The organism is Actinoplanes sp. TBRC 11911, assembly GCF_012933445.1.
In the GTDB taxonomy this organism is placed as follows: Bacteria; Actinomycetota; Actinomycetes; order Mycobacteriales; family Micromonosporaceae; genus Actinoplanes.
In genome coordinates this window covers 26,499-47,794 of the sequence record NZ_JABBNC010000035.1, presented here as the reverse complement: position 1 = coordinate 47,794, position 21,296 = coordinate 26,499, and the positions used below count along the sequence as shown (strand labels likewise).

Annotated in this window: 13 protein-coding genes and 1 pseudogene; 4 read left to right on the top strand and 10 right to left on the bottom strand. The window is 68.2% G+C overall.

Going from position 1 to position 21,296, the window contains the following annotated elements; all coding sequences use genetic code 11:
• Nucleotides 1-40: 40 nt before the first annotated feature.
• The 3 genes from HH310_RS34165 to HH310_RS34155 form a co-directional block, all read right to left on the bottom strand.
• Complete coding sequence (locus HH310_RS34165; protein ID WP_169179860.1) at nucleotides 41-910, bottom strand: M56 family metallopeptidase; 870 nt, start codon at nucleotides 908-910, stop codon at nucleotides 41-43.
• Nucleotides 907-1,269, bottom strand: coding sequence for a BlaI/MecI/CopY family transcriptional regulator (locus tag HH310_RS34160; RefSeq protein ID WP_169179918.1), 363 nt, complete (start codon nucleotides 1,267-1,269; stop codon nucleotides 907-909). Before HH310_RS34160 ends, HH310_RS34165 begins: the two co-directional genes overlap by 4 nt.
• A 1,158-nt stretch (nucleotides 1,270-2,427) precedes the next feature.
• Nucleotides 2,428-3,051 (bottom strand): TMEM175 family protein, encoded by a 624-nt coding sequence (locus HH310_RS34155; protein WP_169179859.1) that lies wholly within the window; start codon nucleotides 3,049-3,051, stop codon nucleotides 2,428-2,430.
• Between the two features lie 306 nt (nucleotides 3,052-3,357).
• Here HH310_RS34155 and HH310_RS34150 point away from each other — a divergent pair, with 306 nt between their 5' ends.
• Nucleotides 3,358-3,966: a TetR/AcrR family transcriptional regulator gene (locus HH310_RS34150; protein WP_169179858.1), complete on the top strand. Its 609-nt coding sequence runs from the start codon at nucleotides 3,358-3,360 to the stop codon at nucleotides 3,964-3,966.
• Nucleotides 3,967-4,554: 588 nt separating this feature from the next.
• Here the strand turns inward: HH310_RS34150 and HH310_RS34145 are convergent.
• Nucleotides 4,555-6,006: pseudogene (locus HH310_RS34145) on the bottom strand (MFS transporter); the annotation flags it as partial.
• Nucleotides 6,007-6,111: 105 nt separating this feature from the next.
• Between HH310_RS34145 and HH310_RS34140 the strand changes: the two are divergent.
• Nucleotides 6,112-6,576, top strand: a complete 465-nt coding sequence (locus tag HH310_RS34140) for a CGNR zinc finger domain-containing protein (RefSeq protein ID WP_169179856.1) — start codon at nucleotides 6,112-6,114, stop codon at nucleotides 6,574-6,576.
• Nucleotides 6,577-6,814: 238 nt separating this feature from the next.
• On the opposite strand, the gene HH310_RS34135 is transcribed toward HH310_RS34140, so the two are convergent.
• The 6 genes from HH310_RS34135 to HH310_RS34110 all read right to left on the bottom strand — a co-directional run bounded on the left by HH310_RS34135 (nucleotide 6,815) and on the right by HH310_RS34110 (nucleotide 14,745).
• On the bottom strand, nucleotides 6,815-8,134 hold the full coding sequence (locus tag HH310_RS34135; RefSeq protein WP_248294699.1) for a 6-phospho-beta-glucosidase: 1,320 nt from the start codon (nucleotides 8,132-8,134) through the stop codon (nucleotides 6,815-6,817).
• A complete protein-coding gene (locus tag HH310_RS34130) occupies nucleotides 8,121-9,152 on the bottom strand; it encodes a carbohydrate kinase family protein (RefSeq protein ID WP_169179855.1) in 1,032 nt (343 codons plus the stop codon). Before HH310_RS34130 ends, HH310_RS34135 begins: the two co-directional genes overlap by 14 nt.
• A gap of 131 nt (nucleotides 9,153-9,283) precedes the next feature.
• The gene (gene yicI, locus HH310_RS34125) at nucleotides 9,284-11,587 is read right to left on the bottom strand and encodes an alpha-xylosidase (RefSeq protein ID WP_169179854.1); all 2,304 of its coding nucleotides are present in this window, start codon (nucleotides 11,585-11,587) and stop codon (nucleotides 9,284-9,286) included.
• A 14-nt stretch (nucleotides 11,588-11,601) separates the two neighbouring features.
• Nucleotides 11,602-12,489 (bottom strand): carbohydrate ABC transporter permease, encoded by an 888-nt coding sequence (locus tag HH310_RS34120; RefSeq protein ID WP_169179853.1) that lies wholly within the window; start codon nucleotides 12,487-12,489, stop codon nucleotides 11,602-11,604.
• Nucleotides 12,486-13,376 (bottom strand): carbohydrate ABC transporter permease, encoded by an 891-nt coding sequence (locus tag HH310_RS34115; RefSeq protein ID WP_169179852.1) that lies wholly within the window; start codon nucleotides 13,374-13,376, stop codon nucleotides 12,486-12,488. The genes HH310_RS34120 and HH310_RS34115 overlap by 4 nt, the downstream gene beginning before the upstream one ends.
• A 58-nt stretch (nucleotides 13,377-13,434) precedes the next feature.
• Nucleotides 13,435-14,745, bottom strand: coding sequence for an ABC transporter substrate-binding protein (locus tag HH310_RS34110; protein WP_169179851.1), 1,311 nt, complete (start codon nucleotides 14,743-14,745; stop codon nucleotides 13,435-13,437).
• Nucleotides 14,746-15,084: 339 nt separating this feature from the next.
• Here HH310_RS34110 and HH310_RS34105 point away from each other — a divergent pair, with 339 nt between their 5' ends.
• Both HH310_RS34105 and HH310_RS34100 read left to right on the top strand, forming a co-directional pair.
• Entirely contained in the window at nucleotides 15,085-16,413 is a 1,329-nt protein-coding gene (locus tag HH310_RS34105) for a hypothetical protein (protein ID WP_169179850.1), read from the top strand.
• Between the two features lie 1,942 nt (nucleotides 16,414-18,355).
• On the top strand, nucleotides 18,356-21,280 hold the full coding sequence (locus HH310_RS34100; RefSeq protein ID WP_169179849.1) for a glycoside hydrolase family 3 protein: 2,925 nt from the start codon (nucleotides 18,356-18,358) through the stop codon (nucleotides 21,278-21,280).
• Nucleotides 21,281-21,296: the final 16 nt, after the last annotated feature.

Here is a 21,296-nt window from a genome sequence, read left to right as displayed (position 1 = left end):
CCCAACCTCCCGTACGCCTCGAGGATTCCCCCGCGAATGCTCAGGCAACCAGCCATGTGTGCAGCAGCACCACGAAATCCGAGGTGGCGATGATCGCGGCGGCCACCGCGGTCGCCGCCGTGACGACGAGGGCGGCCATGGTTCTGCCGGTGACGGGCCGTGGCGGGCAGCGCAGCGCGCGGACGCGACGGACCACGACCCCGCCGTGCACGCCGAGCGCGGGGGTGCGGTCGGTGGTGGCCAGCGCGGCCTTGGCGACGGCGCGCGCCACCAGGTCGCGGTCGCCGAGTTCGGTCGCGGCCTCCTCGTCGGCCCATCTCTCGATCAGGTACGCCACCGAGTCGCGCACCGGACGCAGCAGCGGGTTGATCGCCGCCGCCGCACCGGCCGTCGCCATCAGCAGGTGGTGACGGTGCGTGAGGTGGGCCCGTTCGTGCGCGAGGACGGCGCTGCGCTCGCGCGGGCCGAGCAGCCGGACCATCCCGGTGGTGAGCAGGATCCGCCCCGGACGGCCGGGCAGCGCGACCGCGAGGGGCTCGTCGTCGGCGGCCATCACCACGTCACCGGCGGCGGCCTGGTCACTGCGCAACAGGCGTACGGGGGAACGCCTTTGATGAAGGTCCTGCACCGCACTCCCGGCGGCCAGAATGATCGCGGCGGCGGCCGTGAGCGCCACCCAGTCAGGGACCGGTTCCGGCAGGCCCGGGGCTCGCGCGCTCATCGACGGCAGGTCGTCGAACAGCGTCAGCGCCAGCAGGGCGAGAGCCCATACGGTGGCGGCCGCCGCGCAGATCCCGGCGAGGGTGAGCCCGACGGCACCGTTGCGCGGCCCCAGCCGATCCCCGGCGCGCCGTGCCGCGACCGCCAGCAGCGCCGGCAGGATCAAGGGCAGATAGACCGCGTACGTCACGACGTGCGCTCATCCAGCAGCGCCCGCAACACCTCGGCGTCCTCCGCCCCGAGCCCGGCCGCGAACTGCTGCAGCACCGCCTGCCGATCCGGCCGCGCGTCAAGCGCCGCCCGCATCCGGTCCGCGGCGGTCGTCGCGGCGTCGAGCACCGGCCAGTAGATGTGCCCGCGCCCTTGGGCCGCCCGCCGCACCAGCTCTTTGTCCATCAGCCGGATCAGGATGGTCTGCACGGTGTTGTAGGCGAGCCCGCCCCCTAGCGTGGCTTGGACGTCCGCCGGGCTGAGCGGTTTGCCGGCCGCCCAGAGCGCCGCCATCACCTCGGATTCCAGGGCACCGCGGGGGCGCCGTTTCGCTTCCATCACACGGGCAGGATAGGTGACCGCAACCCACCCCCATCAGCACCGACAGCAGCAAGTCGCACCCCGCCGCTCTTGCTTCGGCGCACACCGCGCCCTTTGTCCCTCGGCCACTCGCGCCGCACCACACCTGCCCGCGCTCGCGCCGCGCTCTCCCGCGACCGCCCCACTTACTCCCTCGCTCCCTCGCCCTTTCGCACTCGCGCCGCGCCCGCCCGCGTCTCCCGCTCTTTCTCCAGCGCTCGCCCGCGATTCGTAGCGGTCTCTCGCGAGTCACACGTCGACACAGGTCGCTTTGGTCGGTGCAGGTCGCGCAGGCGGCACGGGTTACGCAATCGGTACAGGTCGCGGGGAAAGGCCCTATGCTGCGCACCCGATCACGCATTTCCGATATTTCCGGTAACTGTCCGAACCGGCTGGGCCGCCAGGCCCGGCGAGTGGCGCGGCACATCCACTATCTGGGATCGCTGACCGCTTACTGAGATCGGCGACCACGTCCTGGAACAGGCGTCCGCGATGTGGGATATTCGTCCATTGTGGAGAGGTTTTTGTCGGGCGATGCGGCTTTTGCGCGGCGGGCTTTCGCGGCCAGATGTGAACCTTGGAGAGTTATGGCTCGTATGTGGGCGCAACTCTCCAAGGTTCACAAAAAGCCACGATGTGGCCGCAAATGTCCACACAGTGGGAACGACCGCCCACAAGCGGATCGCCGCGCGACCATGACGCTTTCGTCGGCCGCAGCGGAATCGCCGGCATCCTGTCTCCGGCGGCCGGCTACGCGGCATCCTGTCTCCGGCGGCCGGCTACGCGGCATCCTCTCCCCCGGCGGCCGGCTACGCATCGAGTCAGGGCGGCCGCAAGAGCAACGGCCGGGGCGAGGTGCGCGGGCGCGTTCTCTTAACCGCGACTCGGCGGGTGGCATGCTCGCGTAACCGCGACTCGGCGGGTGGCATGCTCGCGGCGGCCGGCGTCGGCGCGATGCTGTCCCCGCCCACGCTCGATGCGACGGGGCTGCGCCCTCCGTGACGTCGCAGCCCACCACCATCGCCAACAACGTGCAGCTGCGACAAAAGCCGTAAACGTGCTCGGGCCCCCACCCCCTCAAGCATCCTAGGATCCTGGGTTTCTGCGTCACCACTCGGTGACCGACCTGGGATGGCCTCACGCCTCGGCGGGCCGGCGGCCGGGGCGGATCTGCTGGAAGCAGTAGTAGAGGGCGATCAGGAAGTGCGCGATCAGGCACAGCGGCGCGCTGAACAACGCCACGATCACGGTCCCCACGTAGAGAAGCAGGCCCACGGCGCTGAACCGGACGATCGAGCGCCGCACCGCTACCGGGTCGACCCCGTCGGCCAGCCGCTCCGCGTGGCGCGCGAGGTGGGCGAAAAGACCCGCGAACGCCACCGACATCGCGAGCATGACGAGCGAATAGACCAGCGCGGCCGTACGGGCGTCGCGGCCGCCGGCCCGTAGGTACTCGGACAGCAACGCCGTCGTGAACGGGATGGCCACGACCGCCATCAGGAGCAGCAGGTTGAGAAACAGCGTGACCCGATCGACGCGGTTGACCAGGCTGAACACGCCGTGATGGTTGACCCAGATGATCCCGATGACGAGGAAGCTGGTCACGTACGCGGCGTAGGCCGGCCACTCGTCGGCGAGCGCCGACGCCAGCGAGCCGTGGAGCGTGTCCTCCAGCGGCACCCGCAGATCGAGCACGAGCAGGGTGATCGCGATGGCGAGAACACCGTCGCTGAATGCCTCGAGGCGGGTGGTCTCGCTCACCCGATCATTATCAATGGACGTACGCCGGAGCGCAGTCCCGCCGAGCTCGGTTTTCAGTTCCCCCGCGGCACGTCAAGCGGCGCACCACGGGGGAACTGCCCCCTCATTTCAGCAAAGTCGCGGGGCCGGACCGGCACGGGAACCGGGGATGCGAATCGGCGCGATCCGCTCAACCCGGTCCGGCATCCGAGCGTCGGCACGGTGGCTCGAGCTCGGTTCGGTCGTCGCGCCAACACTATCAGGGCACATGCGTGATCAGATAAGACATGTGCTCAGATGCACAAAATCAAGTAACCTGGCGGTGCGATGAGGGACTACGACGGAAAGACCGCGGCCGAGCGCGTCGCCCAGCGACGCGAGCAGCTGATCGCGGCCGGTCTCGAGGTGTTCGGCACGCAGGGCTACAGCAGCGCCTCGATCCGGGCGGTCCTGGAACGGGCCGGTCTGCGCGCCCGCTACTTCGCGGAAAACTTCGCCGACCTGGACGATCTCATGGCCGCCGTCTTCGACCGGATCGTCGAGGGCGAGGTGGCGGTCGCCACGGCCGCGGCTGCTGCGGCCAAGGCGGGTCCCGGCCGGGCGCGGGCGGTGTTCGGGGCGCTCATCGAGTACCTGGAGGACGACCCGCGGCGGGCCCGTATCAAGCTGCGCGAGGTGCTCGCCGCCGGCCCGGTGTCCCGGCTCCACCGTCAGAGCGCGATGGCCGGGATCGGCGCCTTGTTCGCCGGCATGCTGCCGCCGTCCACGCCGGACCGTGACTACGATCCCCAGGTCTTCGGCCTGGCCCTGGCCTCGGTCGGTTACGAGCTGCTCATCGCCCGGCTCTCCGACGATCCCGACGTGACCCGCGAGCAGGTGGTCGACGTGCAGACCACGCTCTACAAGGGCATCGTCCACGCACTGACCGTCCCTTGAATCACGGCGGCAGGGGCGCGCCGGGCGCGTGGCCGCACCGTGCGACGGTCCGGTCGCCAAGGCTCAGGCCGCGGCGCGCGATCTCGGTCGCCGAGGCACAGATGAGGTGCGCGATGCCCATCGCCGAGGCACCGGCCGAAGCGGGCGATCCCGGTCGCCGGGGCATCGGCCGCACGTCGATTCCGGTCGCGAGGCTCAGGCCGCTTGATCCCCCGAGTCACGGTCCGGCCCGGCCGCACGGCGATCCCGGCCGGCGACCGGCGGGATGAGGCGACGAGACGCGGAAGCCGACTCAGCCGCACGAGCAACAGACGCGGAAGCCACCGGCGGCCGGACATCTGACGTCACGTCCCGCTGGTTCGCCACGAGCGGCCGCGCCGACCCAGCCGACTGCTCCACGACGGAAGGCAGGGCGTCGGCGGAAAGCACGGCCGGTCCACAAGAAGTCACGGCCGGAAAGGACTCCCCGCCGGCAGAAGGCATAGCCGGCAAGGACCCCGCGCCTGCAGAAGGCACAGCCGACACGTACTCCCCGCCGGCAGAAGGCACAGCCGAGGAAGAACCGTCGTCGACGAGCGACTCGAGCCCAGCCGGCAGCGGCCGCAAGACCCGCCAAGCCAGCACCGCCGCCACCGCCACCATCCCGGCCGCCACCAGCGACATCAACCCAAAAGCTCCCGTGTACGCGGCCGACGCCCGCCCCAGCAATTCCGCCCCGGCCCGCACCGGCAACGCGGCGGCCTGCCCCACCGCGTCCGACAGCGTCTCCCCACTGCCCAGCCCGGAACCATGCCGGAAGGCCGCCACCCCCACCGACCCCAGAATCGCGATCCCCAGCGCCCCGCCCAGCTCCGACCCGGTCTCGGTCACCGCCGCCGCCATGCCCGCCCGCGACGAACGAACCGACGACACCACCAGCTCGGTGCTCAGGATGTAGACCGGCGCCAGCCCGATCGAGAAGATCACCGTCCCGGCCACCACCCCCGACAGGCCCGCGGTCGCCAGCACCCCGAACCCGGCCGTCATGACCAGCAGCCCGGCGAAGATGGCCCGGCCCGGCCGCAGCAGACGACCCAGTTCCGGGGCCAGCAGCGACGACCCGAGGAACGCCACCACCGACGGCAGCATCCACAACCCGGCGTGCAGCGGCGACAGCCCCAGCACGAGCTGCAGATACTGAGCGATCGCCAGCTGCGTCCCGTACAGCACGAAGTACGACAGCGCGTTCGACGCTAACGCCACGGATACGCGTGACGACCGGAACATCGACAGGTCGAGCAGCGGATGCGCGACCCGCCGCTGCCGCACCAGGAAGAACACGCCGAGCAGGGCCGCGACCACCATCGCCGCGAACGGTGTCAATGCCCATCCGGAGGCCGCGAGCTTCTTCAGCCCGTACACGAAAAGCAAAATCGCGGCCAGGCTCGTCAGCGCGCCGGGGAAGTCGAACCGCCCGGGTGTACGGTCGCGCGACTCCGGCAGCAGCAACGGGCCCAGCACCAGCAGCAGCGCGGTCGCGGGCACGGCGATCGTGAAGACCGAACCCCACCAGAAATGCTCCAGCAGCACGCCGCCGATCAGCGGGGCCGCCACGCCGCCGAGGGAGAAGCTGGCGCTCCACACGCCGAACGCGACCGAGCGTTGCCGCGGATCGGTGAACATCACCCGGATCAGCGCCAGCGTCGACGGCATCAGCGACGCCCCGGACAGCCCCATCAGCACGCGCGCGGCGATGAGCTGCGCCGGCGTCTGCGCGAACGCCGCGAGCATCGACGCCACCCCGAACGCCGCACCGCTGATCAGCAGCAGCCGGCGCCGCCCGATCCGATCGCCGAGCACGCCCATCGCGATCAGCGCGCCGGCCACGACGAAGACATAACTGTCCATGATCCAGAGCAGCTGTACGCCGGTGGGTCGCAGCGCGGCGGACAGTTGCGGCGCCGCGAGGTTGAGCACCTCGGCGTCCAGCGAGACCAGCAGACACGGCAGGGCGAGCACGGCCAGCCCGGCCCATTCACGTGCGGTTGCCGTCGCACGCATGATTTCCACCCCAAGCGGATAACGTGATGAAGTCCTCTATCACGTTACGTGAGCTGTCCGGGTGGAGCAACGCGTAGAACGGCCTCAAGGCGTTATGCTCACCACGTGACTACGGTTGAGGTGATGTCGGTCGCCGACGTCGTCGAGCTGGTCAACGAGTGGGGCACGCAGCCGCGCGGCAAGGACGGCCGCCCGCGCGCCGAGGGCGTGCTGAGCGATCTGGCGGACGAGCTCCACCCGATATTCGCCGAAAAGTCGGATAGAGCCGTCAAAATCACGAAAATTCTTGACCAGACCGCCGTACGCCCGCAGGTAGCCGATCACCACGGCAAGCTGATCGAGTCGTGGATCGTGGACGACGCGTCCCAGGACATCCGCGCCTCGGCCGCCTTGGCCCTGCGCCACCACCTCACCTCGCACCCCGGCCGCATCGGGGTCTGCGCCGACGACCAGTGCGCGGACGTCTACGTCGACGCCTCCCCCGCCGGCCGCCGCCGCTTCTGCTGCCTGACCTGCCAGAACAGGTCCCGCGCAGCGGCTTTCCGCCAGCGCCGCCGAGCGGGCGGATGAGCGCCGCCGACGAGGCTTTTCCGGCAGCGCCGTCGATCCAGCGATGAGCGCCGCCGACGACGCTTTTCCGGCAGCGCCGCCGATTCAGCGGATGATCGCTGCCGACGACGCTCGACGGCGCGGCAGTTGACCAACGAATCAGCGCCTATGCCGCCAGAACATGTTGACTGAATCAACATTGACTCGCCTGACATCAATATTGACGGCCGCGGGCAGCCGAGCTGCTGGCGACCGGGCATCAACGCAAGTAATCCAGCTCCGGCAACCGCCGCTGATACTCGGCGATGAGCTCACGCCCGAGCGGCACCGAATCGATCAGCGGGTGCCCGGCCATCGCCCGCACCGCCACCGCCCGCGACCCGGTCGACGCCGCGTCCAGCACCGCCCGCTCGGTCACCTTGATCTGCTTCACCAGCGCGACGCCGTGCTCGGGCACCTCGAACGCCCGCACCGGAACCGCCCCTCGCGCATCCACCCGGCACGGCACCTCGACAACCGCGTCGTCGTCCAGAAACGCGATCGTCCCCCGGTTGCGCACATTCAGGATGAGCTCCGCCGGCACATCGCGCGCAATGGCCGTCATCAATTCCAGGGCGACCTGCTCATATCCGCCACCTTCGGCGTCGTCGCGCTCCCCCAGACCTTCGAGGGCCATGTACGTCGCGTCCCGCTGCCGCCGCGCCCGCTCCCACGCGGACAACGGATCGGGCCCGGCCAGATCGGCGTACACCGAAGTCTGCTGACGTAACAGGAAGGCCCCGCGTGTTTCGTCGGCCGCCCGCTCCCGGCGTACCAAATCGTCGTGGTCGTAGTAATAGTGCAGATATTCGTTGGGTATCACGCCCAAGGCCCGCAGTCGTTCCGCCCCGAACAACCGGCCTTCCTCGAAGGACTCGACAGCCGCCGGCGATTCCAGCAACCCGGGGAGCAACTCACGCTTCCCGTCGCTTACCGCCGTGAGCCATCCCAGATGATTGAGTCCCCCATACGACACGGACGCCGACGCCACCCCTGACGCCCGTAACACCCGCCGGACAAGCGCCGACGGCGAGTCACAGATGCCGATCACCCGGTCCCCGAGATGACGCCCCATCGCCTCGGTGACGAGCCCGGCCGGATTCGTGAAGTTGATGACCCAGGCATCGGGCGCGACTAGCGAGATCCGCCGTGCGAGGGCGTCCGCGACCGGCACCGTCCGCAGCCCGTACGAAACCCCTCCGGCGCCGACCGTCTCCTGCCCGAGCACCCCGCTGGAAAGCGCCACCTCTTCGTCGACGACCCGCCCGGCGAGCCCCCCGACCCGAATGGCGCTGAACACGAACGAGGCCCCGGAAAGCGCCGACGTCAGATCCGTGGTCGCCACGATTCGCGGAGCGTGCGCGACACCCGCAGCCTGCGCGTGCAGCACCCGCTCGATGGCCGCCAGCCGGCGGTGGTCCACGTCGTGCAGCACGACTTCGTCGATGAGCCGATCCCCGAGAAGTGCACCGTAAACCAGCGGCACCCGAAACCCGCCGCCCCCGACAATCGTGAGCCGGCGCATCTCAGGGCCGGTCATTCGCGTCCGACAGGCGTGCGATTGTGGCGCTGGCACGGCGTACGGTGCGCTGTTCGCCGTGCGGAATGACCTCGTCGAGGAAGGCATATCGCCCGGCCGTCGCGGGATCGTCTTTCGCGGTGCGCCACCAGTCGGCGATGTCACCCCAGCCGGGCGCCGACAGCGACCCGCCGAAATGCTGCACCGACAACGCCGCGATCAGATTCGCGAATGCGAGCCGCTGCGCGAGCGGCCAACGATGCAGGGTCCCCAGAATGAATCCGGCGGTGAACACGTCACCGGCGCCGGTCGGGTCGAGCGGCTCCAACGGCACCGCCGGCACCCGTACGATCTCGCCGGTCTCCGCGTCGGCCGCCATCGCGCCGTCGGCACCGCAGGTCACCACCACGACCGGGGCGAGCCCGGTGAGCCGCCGCAACGCCTCCTCCGGCGAGGACGCCCGGGTGTACTCCATCGCCTCGACCGCGTTCGGCAGGAAAGCGTGGCAGTCCTCGAGCATGTCGAGCACCTCGGGCGGCCACTCCTCGCTGGCGTCCCAGCCGACGTCGGCGAACACCAGCGTGCCCGCCTCCTTGGCCGCGCGCACCCAGGGCAGGCCGTCCTTGGTCAGGCTCACCGACGCGGCGCGGGCCGCCGGCAGCTCGCCGACCAGGCCGTCCGCGCCGACCGGCAGCGGATGGCCGTGCGTGATCAGGCTGCGGTCCCGGTCGTACGCCAGCGACACCGTCACCGGCGAATGCCCCTCGCCGGCACGGGACGCGGACAGGTCGATGCCCTCCTGAGTACAGAGGATCTCGGAGCAGAAATCGCCGTACGCGTCGTTGTTGATGACCGTGCCGAGCCCGGTTCGCAGGCCGAGCCGGGACGCCGCGACCGCCAGATTCGCGACGCCGCCCGGCGACGAACCCATGCCGGTCGCCCACACCTCGGTGCCCGGGGACGGCAGCCCATTGATCCCGGTGAAGATGATGTCCAGATACACCACCCCGGGAACGAACAGGTCAAGCGCCGGGCTCATTGGCCGATCTTAATTCGCCGGGGTACCGGAAAGCGTATGATCAGCGACTCTTCGACTGCGGTGAACCCGACCACAACCAGTCCGTTTGCTTTCAGGGTGTGCGGGCCGGCCGCCCGCACACCCGATTTGTCTCAGCCGGCGGTGAAGGCCGAGTCCGCCGCCGCGACGTCGCCGGACGGGCCGCCGGCGATCTCCACTCGCCACGGCAGCGCGGCGCCGTCACGCTCGACGCGGATCCGTGCACCGTCGCGGATCACCGCGAACACGGTGTCCCCGACGCGTACGGTCGTGACGCCTTGCACCGGATCGTACAAACGCAGCGTGACGCCGTCCGCCCAGTCGTAGTCGGGCCGGTCGGTGCGGTTGCCGACCGCGATGACCGCGCCCGGCCGGACCAGCAACGGCACGCCGGTGAACCCGTGCCGCTCGGTCACCCAGGCCGGCCCCTCGACGATCTCCGAGGTGTCGAACCGGGTCCACCGCCCGGCCGGCACGTAGTAGGTGACCGACCCGTCGTAGCTCATCACCGGCGCGACCAGCAGATCGTCGCCGAGCAGGTACTGCCGGTCCAGATGGGCGGCGGCCGGATCGTCCGGGAAGCCCAGCACCATCGGCCGCATCACCGGCAGTCCCTGCTCGCGGGCCTGGCGGGCGGCCCCGAACAGGTACGGCATCAGCCGGTACTTGAGGTGCGTGAAGTGCCGCAGCACGTCGACCGACTCCTCGTCGAACAGCCACGGCACCTTGTACGCCTGGTTGCCGTGCAAGCGGCTGTGCGACGACAGCATCCCGAACGCGATCCACCGCTTGAACACGGCCGGGTCGGGACGGCCCTCGAAGCCGCCGATGTCGTGGCTCCAGAAGCCGAACCCGGACGACATGAGCGACAGGCCGCCGCGCAGGCTCTCCGCCATCGACTCGAAGGTCGCCGAGTTGTCGCCGCCCCAGTGCACCGGGAACTGCTGGCCGCCGACGGTGGCCGAGCGCGCGAACAGCACCGCCTCGCCCTCGCCTTTCGACGAGCGCAGCACGTCGAAGACCACCTGGTTGTAGAGCTGCGTGTAGTAGTTGTGCATGCGTTGCGGGTCGGATCCGTCGTGCCAGACCACGTCGGTGGGCACGCGTTCGCCGAAGTCCGACTTGAACGCGTCGACACCCATCTCGACCAGGGCCGCGAGCTTCGACGCGTACCACTCGCGGGCGGCCGGGTTGGTGAAGTCGACCAGGCCCATGCCGGCCTGCCAGCGGTCCCACTGCCAGACGTCGCCGTCCGGCTTGCGCACGAGATAGCCGTTCGCCCGGCCCTCCTCGAACATCGCCGAGCGCTGCGCGATGTACGGGTTGATCCACAGGCACGTGCGCAGCCCCTTGTCGGCGAGCCGCTTGAGCATGCCCGGCGGGTCCGGGAACACGACCGGGTCCCACTCGAAATCGCACCAGTGGAACTCGCGCATCCAGAACGTGTCGAAATGGAACACGCTCAACGGCAGGTCGCGCTCGGCCATGCCGTCGACGAACGTGGTGACGGTCTCCTCGTCGTACGGCGTGGTGAAGCTCGTGGTGAGCCACAGACCGAACGACCAGGCCGGCGGCAGGGCGGCGCGCCCGGTGAGCGCGGTGTATTTGCGCAGCACGTCGGCCGGCGTCGGCCCGTGGATGATCAGATAGGACAGGCTCTGCCCGGCGACGCTGAACTGGGTCCGCGACACCATCTCGCTGCCCACCTCGAACGACACCTTCCCGGGGTGGTCGACGAGCACGCCGTACCCCCGGTTGGTGAAATAGAAAGGCACATTTTTGTACGCCTGTTCGCTGCTCGTGCCGCCGTCCTCGTTCCAGATGTCGATGCTCTGGCCGTTCTTGACGAAGGGGCCGAAGCGCTCGCCGAGGCCGTAGACCGTTTCGCCGACGCCGAGGTCGAGTTGCTCGTGCACGTAGTGGTCGCCGTCGTCGGTGTCGACGACGCCGATGCCCTTCCAGCCGCTGCCGGTGATCCGCTTGCCGCCGACGAGGAAGTCGAGTCCCCACTCGTCGCCGCCGGCGTGCTGCGCCTTAGCGGCGCCGTTCTGCGCTTTCGCGGCGCCGGCCGCGCTCTGCGGCGTCGCCGGCGCCCGGAACCGCGCGGTCAGCGCCCCCGACGTGATCTCATGGCTTCCGACGACAACCGGGTGCTCTTCACTTTTTATCGCGAAATTTGGGCCTTTGGGCGTGCCGCCGAGGAAATGACTGATCGTCACGCGTAGCACGTCCGGCATCGGCGCCTCGACACGTACGGTGATCAGCGGGGTGTCGAGGGTGTCGGCCCGGCCACGAACCCGCTTCGTCGTGGCGTACGCGGTGAGCGACGTCCCGTCGGAGCTGGTGTCGCGCAGCTGGGCCAGGTGCAGCACGGCGAACCCGTCGCGCTTGCGCCAATACCCGTCGGTGAACTTCATTTTCGTGAGCGTCCTTACTTGATGGCGCCGGCGGTGATGCCGCGGGTCAGCGTGCGCTGGAAGATGACGAAGAAGAGCATCGCGGGCAGGATGCCGATCAATGCCGAAGCGCTGGTCGTGGTGGCGTCCATCAATCGGTCGCCCTGCAGCACGGCCAGCGACACCGGCACGGTCTGCTTGTCGTTGGAGACCAGGAAGACCAGCGGCAGGAAGAACTCGTTCCACGTCCAGATGAAGAAGAACGTGAACAGCACGCCCAGCGTCGGCCGGCTCACCGGGACCACGACCCGCCACAGCGAGCGCCATTTCCCGGCCCCGTCCGCGGCCGCCGCGTCCAGCAGTTCGGTCGGGAAGTCGGCATACACGGACGTCAGCAGATACGTGCCGAACGCGCCCTGGATGACCGTGAAGATGATGATGACGGAGAACAGGCTGTCGTAGAGACCGACCTGTTTGGAGATGTAGTACAGCGGATAGACCAGCGCCTCCTGCGGCAACAGGTTGGCGACCAGGAAGAAGACCAGGAACCAGATCCGGCCGTTGACCCGCCCGATGCCGAGCGCGTACGCGTTGAGGATCGACAGCAGCAGGCCGAGGACCGCCACCACGAAACTCGTGATGAAGCTGTTCCAGAGTTTCTCGGTGAAGTCGACGCGCTTCCAGAAATCGACGATGCCGTCCCAGTAGAAATGGTCGGGCCAGGCGAGCGGGCCGTGACTCGCGTAGTCGGACGGGCTCTTCACCGCGTTCACCGCCACGACGAGCAGCGGCGCGATCATGAGCAGCAGCAGAACGATCAGGCCGAACAGCACTCCGAAGCGTACGGGATTGCGCTGCTTTTTGGCTTTGATCGTGGTGTTGGTGTGGACGGCGGGCGGGCGCGCGGTCGCGGTTGTCGTCATCGGCTGATCCGTTCGGCGCGGTTCTGCAGGCGCAGGAACACGAAGGCCAGAATCACGATGATCACCGTCAGAATCGTGGAGATCGCCGAGCCGTAGCCGACCTGGGCCTGCTGGAAGAAGTTCTTGTACGCGAAATAGGACGGCACCAATGTCGCGTTGCTCGGGCCGCCGCGGGTCAGCACGAAGATCTGCCCGAAGATCTTCAGCGCCGCGATCGTGGTGGTGACCAGCACGACGTAGAACTCCGGCCGGATCATGTAGACGGTGATCTTCCGGAACCGCTGCCACCAGGTCGCGCCGTCGAGATCCGCCGCCTCGTACAGGGTCGGGTCGATGCGTTGCAGGCCCGACATGAACAAGACGATCGGGTAGCCGAGCTGGATCCACACCATGATCGCCATGACCGTGTAGAGGGCGTATTTCGGGTCGCCGAGCCAATTCTTCGCGAGCCCGTGCAACCCGATAGCGTCCAGAACCTTGTTGAGCGCGCCGTAGTCGGGATGCAGAATCCAGCCCCACACGATGCCGGTCACCGCGACCGGAATGACCTGCGGAATGTAGAAACCGGACCGGAACACCGACGCCCACCGGTCACTGAACTTCTTCCCGATGTAGTCGAACAACACCGCCGCCAGCACCAGTCCGAGCAGCGTCGGCACCACCGCCATCGCGAGGATCAGCAGCAGGATGTGGCCGAACGACGCCCAGAAATTCGAGTCCTGGAACAGCCGGGTGTAATTGTCGAACCCGATCCACTTCTGGTCGCCGACGCCGTTCCAGCGCGTGAAGCTCGTGTAGACGGTCATCACGAGCGGCACGATGATCACCGCGAGGGAGGTGATGATTCCCGGGATCAGATAAACCCCGTAGCCCTTCTTGCCGGGCATGCTTGCGCTCCTTTTCCCGTACGCGGGTGGGAAGGGTCTTCTCCCCACCCGCACCGGGTCACTTCCCGAGATCCGCCAGGTTGTCGTTGTACGGCTTGGCGATCTCGTCGAGGAACGCCGACGGGGTCTTCGAACCATTGATCAGACCCTGTACGCCACCGGTCAGCACGTCGTAATATCCCGGCGCCACCCAGTCCGGGTAGAACGCGAGCCCGTCCTCGGCCGACACCTTGTTGAAATTGTCGATGAGGTCCTTGTTCGCGCCCGTGATGGCGCTCGCGTCGGCCGCGACCGGGACACCACCGTTGTTGCCGAGCAGGTTCTGAATCTCCGGCTTCATGGTGATGTCGATGAAGTCGTACGCGAGGGATTTGGCCTTGCTGTTCTCCGGCACCACCCACAGGTTGCCACTGGAACCCGGGTGCAATTTGTTGCCCGGGAACAGGAACGTGCCCCACTGGAAGTTCTTGATCTCGTTCTCGAACCGGCCGTACCACCAGGAGCCGGAGATCATGATCGGGAACTTGCCCTGCTCGAACGCCACGCCCATGTCCTCGGCCTTGATGCCGGCGGAGTTCTTGGCGATGTAGCCCTTGCCGACCCAGTCCGCGAACGTCTGCGCGCCGTACGTGAACTCGGGCCCGTGGAAGTCCACCTTGCTCTTGTAGAGCTGGTAGTTGTCGACGAACGTGCGGTCCGCCTTCGACAGCGCCAGCTCGTAGAAGATCTGCTGCGCCGGGTACTCGGCGCCACCCACCGACAGCGGGGTGACCTTGTTCTTGACGAACGTGTCCATCACCTTGGTGAACTCGTCCAACGTCGTCGGCACCTGCAGGTTGTACTTCTGGAACAGGTCCTTGTTGTAGTAGACCTCGACGTACTCGCCGTAGTTCGGGATGCCGAAGATCTTCCCCGAGCCCATGATGCCCTGGTCGTCGTACTTGGCGGTGGTCTGCAGGCTGGGGGTGAGCGCCTTGTCCCAGCCGCGCTTGGTGGCCTGGTCGGTCAGGTCGGTCAGCAGCCCCTGCTTGGACAACAGCCCCGCGGTGGCGTTGCCCTTGTTGTACTCCATGATGTCCGGCGCGCTGTCCGAGTTGAGGATCATCTGGGCGTTCTGCTGGATCTGCTCGAAGCCCTTCTCCTCGAACTTCACCGTGACACCCGGGTGGCTGGCCTTGAACATGTCGATGGCCTTGTTCCAGGCGATGCCCATCGCGCTGGTCGGCCCCTCGTAGTGCCAGAGGGTCAGCGTCTTGGCGTCCGCCCCCTCGTTGGCGTCGTCGCCACCACCACCGCAGGCCGCGAGCGAGAGTGAAGTAGCCAGCAGAACAGCTCCGGCCGCAAGGCCGGCTCGTCGGTATCGGAACATGTGCGTCCTCCGGGAGGGGTCCGTCGAAGCGCTTCGACGATGGGGTGTCGAAGCGCTTCGACGCGGGACTTTGAGGTGACGCTAGAGAGGCGGCAGAGAGATGTCAACGGTGTGACAGCGACATTTCCGCGTCGACCGTGGACGGTCCACGACTAGGGGTGGGAGCGTTCCCGGGATCTGGTTGGCGGTCCGCCACAAGCCAACCCACCACCGAGCACGAGCCGCCACAGTCGACGCGCGCCGCAGCACCACGACGCGCCGACGGCCAATCCACAGGTTTCGATCGAAGCAGGCATAAACTCACGTGCCTCGATATATCGTACCTGGGGAGGTTTCGACGTGTGGTTTCGACGGGTTTCGGTGACCGCGGCCCTCATCGTCGCGTCGGCAGGGGTGGCTGTCGCGCCGGCAGCCGCCGCGAGCGCACCTGTACTCGGTGACTTCGTGCTGCGGCCGGCGAGCAACGCCGCCGCCTTGACGCAACGCGTGACGGAGCTCGACGCGCAACTGCCGAAGCTCGGCGTGCAGAACATCGTGGGGCAGGCGAGCCGCAGCGGCACCGCGATGTCCGGGCCGGGCGCGATCTGCAACCCGAACGCGGTCGACAGCAAGGAGCGCAACCTCAACGCCGTCTACAGCTTCTGCTTCGACGCGGCCGACAGCGGCACCAACGGCGGCAACGTCGAGTGGACACCGCAGGGCATCACGACCGTCGCGGACGCGCAGGACGACCAGGCCTGGGGCGCCGCCACGCCACTGATCGTCAGCTGGTACAACGACGACTCCGAGGCGGTCAAGGGCTCGCGGATCACCTTCATCGATCCGTTCAGCGGGGCCTACCAGCACGTGCTGCTGGTCTACCCGTTCCAGAACGACTCCGGCAACGCCACCTACATGAGCCTGCGCAACAAGCAGGACTCCACCGGCGGTTCGCTGCACGCGGGCGGGCTGGCGTGGTACGGCAACTACCTCTACGTGCCCGACACGCGCCGCGGGTTCCGGGTCTTCGACATGCGCTACATTTTCGACCTGCAGGCCGCCGGGGCGAAGGGCAACATCACCGACAAGACGAAGATCGGCCGGCAGGACGGCGTCTTCTACGGACTCGGCTACCGCTACGTCATGCCCGAGGTCGCCGCGTACACCAGCGTCGCCGGCGAGGTGGCCGACCCCGCAACGTGTGCCGCACAGGGTTCACCCCATTTCTCGTACGCCGCGGTCGACCGCACCGGCACCGACCACCTCAACACCGGTGAATATTGCGACGGCACCACCGGCGACCTGACCGGCCGGGTAGCGTCCTGGCCCCTCAACGGCACGGACGGCACGCCCCAGATGAGCGCCGACGGCTTCTGGCATGCGACGAACGCGTTCCGGCTGCCGGTCTCCAACGTGCAGGGCGCGGTCTCGCACGGCGACACCTGGTACCTGAACCGCAGCCACGGCACCGACGTCCCGGACCAGAACGACAACGGCGACCTCCTCAAGACGACCGCCCCGGCCTCCGCGACCGGCGTCCTCGGCCCGGCGACGCGCCGCACGGCCGCGATCGGCAACGAGGATCTGTCCTACTGGCCCGGCTTCCTGACCTTCGGCGACGTCCTGTTCACCGTCACCGAGCACCCCGGCCAGAGGATGGTGTACGCCACGCCGGTGTCCGCATTCTGAGCCACGTGAGGCGCCCCGCGCGGAGGCGAGCCGCCGTGCCTTGATTTCGGGCACGCCGCGTGCGCCGCTCCCCCGCGGACACCGGATCCCCGCTGGAGGCGAGACCGGCGACCGTGCTCGGGCTTTCCGCCTCCCCGACCCGGACTGCCACGGGGAGAGGACGCGCAAGCCCGGCATGGCCGCAGCCCCGGAACCGGCAGAAAACCGGCAGGCGCGAAAAGAGCACGGCCCGCAGCGCACCCGGAACCCCCACAACGCCCGACGCAGCCGAGCGATGCGAACTCAAGGACGCCCGGACGCAGCCGGGCGTCTGCCTCAGGGAACGCTTTCACCCCGCACGCTACGCGCGCCGACCCAGGCCCGCTCCCCGTTCGACAATCTCATCCTCACCGTCCAGGCCCCGGCGCCCCACCGCCACCCTCCACGGCGGTCCCAGCGCCCGCGTCACCCCAGACGACCATTGGCGCGCCCATCGCGAGCGCGCCATCGCGAGCGCCGCCATCGCGAGCGCCGCCATCGCAAGCGCGCCATCGCAAGCGCGCCATCGCGCCCAGCCGCAGGCCCTTCGCCGCACCCATCTCCAGGTCGACGCGCGCCTCGCCTATCCATCCCCATATGCGGCGATCCCGACCACATTCTGGAACTGTTCAGCTGGTTCTCGCCGCTCACCCTGCGATGCGTTGGCCGTGCGTGGCGGACCTGAGGGCCGTCGCTGTGGGGAGCTGGGACGTTCCGACCGTGACGGGTGCCCACACCCGCTGTGGGTCGCCACGGTGTGGGGAACCACAGCCTCCCCGCCGTCGCGACTCCCCACACGCGGGCGAGGGTGGCCACGGTGTGGGCAACCACAACCTCCCCGCCGTCGCGACTCCCCACACGCGGGCGAGGGTGGCCACGGTGTGGGCAACCACAACCTCCCCGCCGTCGCGACTCCCCACACGCGGGCGAGGGTGGCCACGGTGTGGGCAACCACAGCCCCCCAGCCGTCGCTTCTGCCCCACACCCGAGTGGGGCGCCCACTGTGGGGAGCTGGGACCTGCCCGGGCCTGGCGGCGCCGCCTCGCACGGGGACTCCCGTCCGACGGAACCAGCTGAGCAGGTACACATTCTGGACTTTCTCGAGACCTTGGATACTTACGCCCACATGCGAGTCTTCTCCTCGGGCGGCATCGCATGTGTTCGCAAGTCGCCCGATCGGTAGATCCCAGCCGCCCTATTTGCGACTTAGGCGTCGATCGCCATGATTGTGACCCCACTTTCGGGGGACTTGACGAGACGCGATGAGCAAACCTGCAGAAGACTCATGCGAGCCCCGAACTCTCCAAGGTCTACAAAAAGGCGAGGAAAACGACCGAGCAAAGCACGCGAAAGCGGAGAAAAGGAACTCCATTGTGGACGCGGATCCCACATTGTGGACGCGCTGCCATGATGTGGGTCGCCAATCCCGCACAACGGACACAGATCCCACATCATGGACTCGCACGACGGCAGCGGCACCGGCCGACACAACCCGCCCGGCGACGCGCAACAACGCCCGCCCCGAGCCACTACGAAGCGATCCCCGACCGTCGGCCCCGCGCGGAACTCGCGCGACTCTTCAAAAGACCGCCGCCCGCCGCAAAGCCGGCATTGCCGGTCGCCACGTAGCGGTTCGCCAATACGTGGGTGAGGCGTGCCGAACGCGAGGCGGCGGGAACTTCCGGCCACGATCTGCGCCACACCATTGACGGCCAGGTGACGCCGGACGGCGGCAGGACACCGCGGAGACGAGGGCGTCACGAGACTGTGGACAGGCATTCGCGAGGCATCTATGGTGGGCGATACCGCCGAATCGAAGCGCTTCGACGAATCGCCTAGAGACCTCTCTGCTCAGCCTGGGCCAAGGCGCTGAGCAGGTGATTCACTTTGCCCGTATTCGCTGTCCTCAATGAGGAGAATCGCCATGCGAAGGCGTTCCCTTGCGGTTCTGGCCGCGGCGATACTGATCGCGCCGACCGTTCCCAGCGCCGCGTACGCCGGCCCGGACTATCCCTTCCGCGATCCACACCTGCCGCTCGCGCAACGCGTCGACGACCTCGTCGGAAGGCTCACGCTGGACGAGAAGATCTCGATGCTGCACCAATACCAGCCGGCCGTTCCGCGGCTCGGCATCAAGCTGTTCAAGGCCGGCACCGAGGCGCTGCACGGCGTCGCCTGGTCCAACGACATCGACCATGGTGCGTCTGTCGTGCAGGCGGACGGCACCACGTTCGCGCAGCCGCCGGGGCTGGCGAGCACGTGGAACCCGGATCTGATCAAGCGGGTCGGGGACGCGGTCGGCACCGAGGCGCGCGGGTTCAACGCGGAGAACCCTCGCGTGTTCGGGCTCAACCTGTGGGCCCCGGTCGTCAACCTCCTGCGCGATCCCCGGTGGGGCCGCAACGAAGAAGGCTACTCGGAGGACCCGCTGCTCACCGGTGCGATCGCCACGGCGTACGGGAAAGGGTTGGAAGGCTTTGATCCCGACCACCTCAAGACCGCGCCGACGCTGAAGCACTACCTGGCGTACAACAACGAAGCCGGCCGCGACGTGACCTCGTCGAACGTGCCGCAGCGGGTGCTCAACGAGTACGACCGCCAGGCCTTCCGGACGCCGCTGGAGAACGACGCCGCGACCGGCGTGATGGCTTCCTACAACCTGATCAACGGCCGTCCGGCCACGGTGGACCCCGACCTCGCCACCTTAACGCGAAATTGGGGGACATATCCGAAATTCAACGTCTCGGACGCGTACGCCCCGTACAACCTCACCGGCTCGCAAAAGTACTTTGCCACGCAGGCGGAAGCGAACGCGGCCGTCATCAAACAGGGCCTCGACAGCTTCACGGTGGACGACGCGAACGGCACGCCCACGATCACCGCGATCAAGCAGGCACTCGCGCAGGGCCTGCTGACGGAGAGCGACATCGACCAGGCCGTCGGTCACGCGCTGAGCATCCGTTTCCGGCTCGGAGAGTTCGACCCGGACGGCGGTCCGTACGCGAGGATCAGCCCGTCGGTGATCAACAGCCCGGAGCACCGGCAGCTCGCACGGGAGACCGCGAACCAGGCGATGGTCCTGCTCAAGAACGACCGGAACGCGCTGCCGCTCAAGTCCGGCGGCAGCGTGGCGGTGGTCGGGCCGCTGTCCGGCACGCTCTACAGCGACTGGTACGCCGGGAAGCTCCCCTACCAGGTAACGGCGGTCGACGGCATCAAGGAACGCGCCAAGACCGTCACCACCAGTGACGGCGAAGACCGGATCGCGCTCAAGGACGTCACCAGCGGCCGTTACGTGACGGCGACCGGCACCACCGACGCGGACGCGGTCAGCGCGACCGCCGAGACCGCCACCGACGCGACCCAGTTCGACGCGGTCGACTGGGGACAGGACATCCTGACGCTGCGCAACGTCGCGAACGGCAAGTATCTCGGCTACAACGGCGGACCGTTCATCACCCGCGATGATCAGCCCAGTGGCTGGTTCGTCCAGCAGCAGTTCAAGCTCGAACCGCAGCCGGACGACACGTTCGCGTTGCGCTACGCCGGTTACGACACGCTCGAGAGCTGGTTCCCCGCCACCAAATACGTGACGGTGGGTGCCGACGGCCGGTTGACGCTCGGTTCACCGGACGCCGCCGGGGCCGCCCACTTCACCCGCGAGGTCGTGCGCAGTGGCATCGACGAGGCGGTGGCCGCGGCGAAGAAGGCGGACACGGCCGTCGTGGTCGTCGGCAGCCAGCCGTTCATCAACGGGCGCGAGGCCCACGACCGTACGTCGATGGCACTCGGCACCGGCCAGGAAGCCCTGGTCCGCGCGGTCCGCGCCGCCAACCCGCACACGATCGTCGTGCTGCAGACCAGTTATCCGGACACGATCACCTGGGAACAGCAGCACGTCCCCGGCATCGTGTGGACCACGCATGCCGGCGCGGAGACCGGGCACGCGATCGCCGACGTGTTGTACGGCAGCGCGAACCCGGCGGGCCGGCTCACCCAGACCTGGTACCGCTCCACCGATCAACTGCCGCCGGACCTCGACGACTACGACATCATCTCGTCCGGCCAGACCTACATGTATTCGAAGCAGACACCTCTCTATCCCTTCGGGTACGGGCTTTCCTACACCAGCTTCCGGTACGGCGTACCCAGCGTCGCCAACGGGAAGGTCACGCTGCAGGTCACCAACACGGGCGGGCGCGACGGCGACGAGGTCGTCCAGCTCTACACACATCAGCGCACGTCACGGGACACGACCGCGGTGAAACAGTTGCGCGCCTTCCAGCGCGTACATCTGAAAGCCGGTCAGACCCGCACGGTGACACTCAAGCTGAGCCCCGCCGACCTGGCCCGATGGGACGTCACGCGCGGCCGCTGGGTGATCGAGTCGTCGGTCTACGACATCCTGATCGGCTCGTCGTCGAGCGACATCCGGCAGCGGACATCGCTCAAGGTCCACGGCGAGACCATCCCGGCCCGCGACCTCTCGCGGGAGACCAGGGCCGAGAGCTTTGACCGGTACGCCGGTACGAAGCTCCTGGACGAGACGAAGTCCTCGGGCACGGTGGCCAGAGCGACGAAGCCCGGTGACTGGATCGCGTTCCGGGACGTGGACCTGCGCGGGGCCACGTCGTTCACCGGGCGGACCGCGGCCCTGAGCGCCGGGACGATCCAGATCCGCCTGGACTCCCCGACCGGCAAGCTGATCGGCACCGCGTCCGTGGCAGCGACCGGCGACGTCTACCGGTACGCGACGAGCACCGCCCCCCTCACCCGGGTAAGCGGCCGCCACGAAGTGTACCTGGTGTTCGGCTCGGCCCTGCGACTGTCCACATTCTCAATTCGGTGAGAGCGGCCCGCCCACC